We start from the raw sequence: 4,671 nt of genomic DNA, 5'->3' as shown, positions 1-4,671 counted from the left end.
GAGCTGCTCGAGCAGACCCTGCGCGGCAGCGTCAAGATGCTGGTCGACGTCCTGGCGATCGCCAGCCCAGCGTCGTCGACCCGCACGCTGGCCGCGCCGTCGCCTGCCATGCCCGGCCAGGCGATCGTCGCGTCGCTGGCGGTGCCCGGCGCCGCGATGGTGACCATGCCGTCCGACTCCAGCGCCTCGCCCTCATGCTCGCCCGGCCCCTCCGCCCAGCGCAGCGCCAGATCGAGATTGGCCTCGGTGAAATCGATCGGCGCGTGGCCGTCAGCGGCGATCAGGACGAAGCGCAGATCGGGATCGGCGGCGGCGATTGCGGCCAGGCGCGGCATCAACCATTTCTCGGTCAGGTCGCGCGGCGCGGCGACCGTCAGCGACTTGGACGACTGCCCCGCCTGCATCGCCCGCACCGCCTCCTCGAACTGAAGGAAGCCGCCGCGCAGCGCCTCCAGCCCCGCCTCGCCTTCCGGCGTCAGCTCCAGCCCGCGGGTGGTGCGGCGGAACAGCACCACGCCCAGCGTGTCCTCCAGCGCCCTGATCTGCTGCCCTACCGCGGCCGGGGTGACCGCCAGTTCATCGGCAGCGCGAGTGAACGACAGATGCCGCGCCGCCGCGTCGAGCACGCGCAGCCCGTTGAGCGGCAGATGCGTGCGCTTCATCGAGCGTCACCCTCACCCTTCCGGCACTTCGCGCCTCCCTCCCTCTCCCATTGGGAGAGGGAAGGGCCCCGCTCGCAAAGCGAGTGGGAAGGGTGAGGGTGACCTCTCAACTTTCCACCGCCGGGGCGAGCAGCTGGAAGCGGGGGATGGCGACGTCGAACGGCTCACCATCCTCGCCGACCATGCGATAGCTGCCCTGCATCGCGCCCGTCGTGGTCGGCAACGGACAGCCCGAGACATAGTCATAGCTGCCGCCCGGCGCGATCAGCGGCTGCTCGCCGACGACGCCCTCGCCCTCGACGCTGTGGCGCGCGCCGCGGCCGTCGGTGATGATCCAGTGGCGGGTCAGCAGCTGCACCGGCCGCTCGCCGTCATTCTCGATACGGATATGATAGGCCCAGAACCAGCGACCGCGCTTGGGCTCGGACTGTTCGGGCAGGTAGCTGACCGACACGCGCACGGTGACGCCCGCCGTCGTTGCCGCGTGAGGAAACAGCGCCTTCATCGCCGCGCTGATCACAGGCCGGCCCCGCCCAGCGCCTGATCGAGGTCGGCAATCACGTCGGCGGGGTCCTCCAGCCCGACATTGAGCCGCAGCAACCCCTCGGTCACGCCCATCTCGATCCGCTTCTCCTCGGCAACGCCCGAATGGGTGGTCGAGGCGGGGTGGGTCATCAGCGAGCGCGAGTCGCCGATGTTGTTGGAGATGTCGACCAGCGCCAGCCCGTTGAGCAGCGCGAACGCCTGGGGGCGATCCTCCACCTCCAGCGAGAAGATCGGTCCGGCGGCATCCATCTGGCTGATCGCGAGATTGTGCTGCGGATGGCTCGGCAGGAACGGGCAGTTGACCCGCTTCACGCGCCCTTCGAGGAAGCGCGCCACCGCCAGCGCGTTGTCCGACTGGCGGCGGATGCGCAGGTCGAGCGTTTCCAGTCCCTTCATCACCACCCAGGCGTTGAACGGGGCTAGGGTCGGCCCGGTGTTGCGGGTGAAGGGCAGCAGCACCTCGTCGATGAAGCTACGCGTCCCGCACACCGCGCCGGCGAGGACGCGGCCCTGGCCGTCCATCATCTTGGTCGCCGAATAGGCGGTGATGTCGGCCCCATACTCCATCGGCCGCTGGAGAGCGGGCGTCGCAAAGGCGTTGTCGACGACGGTGCGGATGCCGCGCTCGCGGGCGATGGCGCACACCGCGGCGAGGTCGACCACGTCCATCGTCGGGTTGGCCGGCGTCTCGAAGAAGAACACCTTGGTGTTGGGGCGCACCGCGTCGACGAACGCCTGCGGGTCGCGCGCGTCGACGATGGTGGTGGCGATGCCGAACTTGGGCAGCAGCGTGTCGGTCAGCCAGCGGCACGAGCCGAACGCGGCGCGGCCGCCGACGAGATGATCACCGCTCTCCAGCTGGCAGAGCAGGGCCGCGGTCATCGCCGCCATGCCGGTCGCCATGGTCCGGCACGCCTCGGCGCCCTCGAGCAGCGAGATCCGCTCTTCCAGCATCTCGACCGTCGGGTTCTGGAGCCGCGAATAGGTCATGCCGACCTGCTCGCCGGCGAAGCGCGCGGCGGCATCCTCGGCGCGGTCGTACGAATAGCCGGAGGTGAGGAACAGCGCCTCCGACGTCTCGCCCCATTCCGAACGCGCCGTGCCGCCGCGGATCGCCCGCGTCGCGGGTCGCCAACTGGCGGTGATCGATCGGTCCTGGCCGGCCTTGCGCTTCATGGGAGCGCGCTTTGCCCGCTGGAAGCCATGGGAGCAAGGCGGCTCTCTCCCATCGTCCGGACTTGATCCGGGATGACGAGGGAGAAGCGGGTCGGCATAAGTGGCCGATGCCGCGCGTCCTCACCCGCCCCTGGCCCCTCGCGCTGCTGGTCGGGCTGGCGGCGGAGGCGCTGTTCGCGGTGCGGCTGTCGGTGCCGCACAAGCCGGTGTTCGACGAGGTCCATTACGTCACCGCCGCGCGCTTCATGCTGACGCTGCAGGGTGCGGCCAACAAGGAGCATCCGCTGCTCGGCAAGATGCTGATCGCGCTGGGCATGACCCTGTTCGGCGACACGCCGTTCGGCTGGCGTTTCTTCTCGACGCTGGCGGCGACGGGGGTGGTGGTCGGCGTCTTCGCGATCCTGTGGCTGCTTTACCGCCGGCCGCGCACCGCGCTGATCGGCAGCGGCGTGGCAGCGCTGAACTTCACCGTCTTCGTCCAGGCGCGGATCGCGATGCTCGACGGCTTCATGGCGGCGTTCGTCGTGCTGGCGCTGGCGGCGATGATCTGGGCAATGCGCGGGACCGGCGCGCAGGTGTGGCGGCGCTGGACGCTGGGCGCGGTGCTGCTGGGGCTGGCGGCGGGGACCAAGTGGACGGCGGTGCCGTACATCGCCTTTGCCGCGCTGGGCTTCGCGATCGCGCGTCATCGCGCGCCGTGGCGCTGGCCGGGGCTAAACGTAGCGCGCGCCTGGGCGATCCTGGCGGGGGTGAGCGCCGTCACCTACGGCCTGACCTTCGCCCCGGCATTCTTCTATGCGCGCGAGACGCTAACCCTTGCGACCTTCCTGCCCTACCAGCGCGAGATGCTGGCGTTGCAGGTACAGGTGCTGCCGCATCACACTTATCAATCGCCCTGGTATAGCTGGCCGATCGAATGGCGGCCGATCTGGTATCTGTACGAGCCGGTCGACGGCGCGCAGCGCGGTATTCTGATGCTCGGCAACCCGGCGGTGATGCTCGGCGGGCTGGTCGCGGTCGCCGCCTGCCTATGGGCTTGGGCGCGAAGCGGCGAGCGGCGGGCGGGAGCGCTGGCGCTGCTGTGGATCGCGTCCTGGGCGATGTGGGCGCTGATCCCCAAGTCGCTGGGCTTCTTCTATTATTACTATTTGTCGAGCATCTGGCTGGCGCTCGCGATCGCCGCCGCGTTCGATCACTGGCGGGTGCGGCTGCGCTATTGGGACGAGGCGTATCTGGTGCTCGTCGCGGTGCTGTTCATCCACTTCTACCCGATCCTGGCGGCCACGCCGCTGCCGGGGCCGCAGGCGTTCCTGAAATGGATGTGGCTGAGAAGCTGGATCTAATACCGCCCCCACACGAAGCGCGAGGACAGGACGTAGTTCCACACCGCGCCGATCAGCACGCCGGCCACCGCCGCGATCGCCCATTCGCCGCGCTGGGCGTCGTGGAGGAACACGGCGATGCCGATATTGGCGACCGCGCCCACCCCGCAGACCACGCAGAACGACAGCCAGCCGTCGAGCAGCGCCCGCCATCCCTTCAGCCGCGTGTCGCGATAGGTGAGCGCGTTGTTAAGGAAGAAATTGAAGGTCATCGCCGCGACCGTCGCGACGATCTCGCCGATCCGGAACCCGCCATTGCCGCCGCCCAGCGCGAAGTAGATCGGGGCGAGCACCGCCATGTGAACGCCCAGCCCGAACACGCCGATGCCGGAGAACATCGCGAACCGCACCGGCACCAGTCGCCCGAACATGCGGTCGTAGAGCGCGATGAGATATTCCATCGCGACCACGTGATCGAGCTTGCTCTCCCCCGCCGAGCGGGTGCGGAAGGTATAGGGCAGCTCGACGAACCGCAGCGGCGTCGGCGAGCTAGTCATCAGGTCGAGCAGGATCTTGAAGCCGATCGCCGACAGATCGGGCGCGAGCCGCCGCGCGACCGCGGTGCGGATCGCGAAAAAGCCGCTCATAGGGTCGCTAAGGTCGGCCTTGAGCACGCGACGCGACAGGCGGGTGGCGAGCGCCGACTTGGCGACACGGTCGCTGTCCCACTCGCCGGTGCCGCCGCCGGCGACGAAGCGCGAGCCGACCACCAGGTCGAGCGTCGCGTCCGCCTGCAACGCCGCCAGCATCTGCGGCAGCAGCGTCTCGTCATGCTGGAGGTCGCCGTCGATCACCGCCGCCACCGGCGCGGCGGTGGCGCACATCCCCTCGATACAGGCAGACGACAGCCCGCGCCGGCCGATCCGCTGGACGACGCGCACGCGGTGGTCGATCCGCGCCAGCGC

The 4,671-nt window shown here is 69.4% G+C and carries 5 protein-coding genes; 1 reads left to right on the top strand and 4 read right to left on the bottom strand.

Annotation, left to right across the window (positions count from 1 at the left end):
- The 3 genes from HUU96_RS11580 to HUU96_RS11570 all read right to left on the bottom strand — a co-directional run.
- Window positions 1-662: LysR family transcriptional regulator (locus tag HUU96_RS11580; RefSeq protein ID WP_174292945.1), on the bottom strand; the 662-nt coding region annotated here is incomplete at its 3' end.
- A gap of 106 nt (window positions 663-768) precedes the next feature.
- Window positions 769-1,167 carry a Co2+/Mg2+ efflux protein ApaG gene (gene apaG, locus HUU96_RS11575; RefSeq protein ID WP_174292944.1) on the bottom strand — a complete coding sequence of 133 codons (399 nt, stop codon included), beginning with the start codon at window positions 1,165-1,167 and terminating at the stop codon, window positions 769-771.
- Window positions 1,168-1,178: 11 nt separating this feature from the next.
- The gene (locus tag HUU96_RS11570) at window positions 1,179-2,384 is read right to left on the bottom strand and encodes a trans-sulfuration enzyme family protein (RefSeq protein ID WP_174292943.1); all 1,206 of its coding nucleotides are present in this window, start codon (window positions 2,382-2,384) and stop codon (window positions 1,179-1,181) included.
- A gap of 107 nt (window positions 2,385-2,491) precedes the next feature.
- Here HUU96_RS11570 and HUU96_RS11565 point away from each other — a divergent pair, with 107 nt between their 5' ends.
- Window positions 2,492-3,727 carry a phospholipid carrier-dependent glycosyltransferase gene (locus tag HUU96_RS11565; protein WP_174292942.1) on the top strand — a complete coding sequence of 412 codons (1,236 nt, stop codon included), beginning with the start codon at window positions 2,492-2,494 and terminating at the stop codon, window positions 3,725-3,727.
- Here the strand turns inward: HUU96_RS11565 and HUU96_RS11560 are convergent.
- A partial coding sequence (locus tag HUU96_RS11560) for a GtrA family protein (protein ID WP_174292941.1) occupies window positions 3,724-4,671 on the bottom strand: 948 nt, incomplete at its 5' end. The genes HUU96_RS11565 and HUU96_RS11560 overlap by 4 nt on opposite strands.

Source organism: Sphingomonas bacterium, from assembly GCF_903644135.1.
In the GTDB taxonomy this organism is placed as follows: Bacteria; Pseudomonadota; Alphaproteobacteria; order Sphingomonadales; family Sphingomonadaceae; genus Sphingomonas.
Note: the sequence above shows the minus strand (reverse complement) of the source record. Positions and strands in the feature narration are given on the sequence as shown.

Excerpts from the sequence above, each read along its gene's own strand:
- HUU96_RS11570 (WP_174292943.1), bottom strand. The coding sequence starts at position 2,384 with ATGAAGCGCAAGGCCGGCCAGGACCGATCGATCACCGCCAGTTGGCGA.
- HUU96_RS11565 (WP_174292942.1), top strand. The coding sequence starts at position 2,492 with ATGCCGCGCGTCCTCACCCGCCCCTGGCCCCTCGCGCTGCTGGTCGGG.
- apaG (WP_174292944.1), bottom strand. The coding sequence starts at position 1,167 with ATGAAGGCGCTGTTTCCTCACGCGGCAACGACGGCGGGCGTCACCGTG.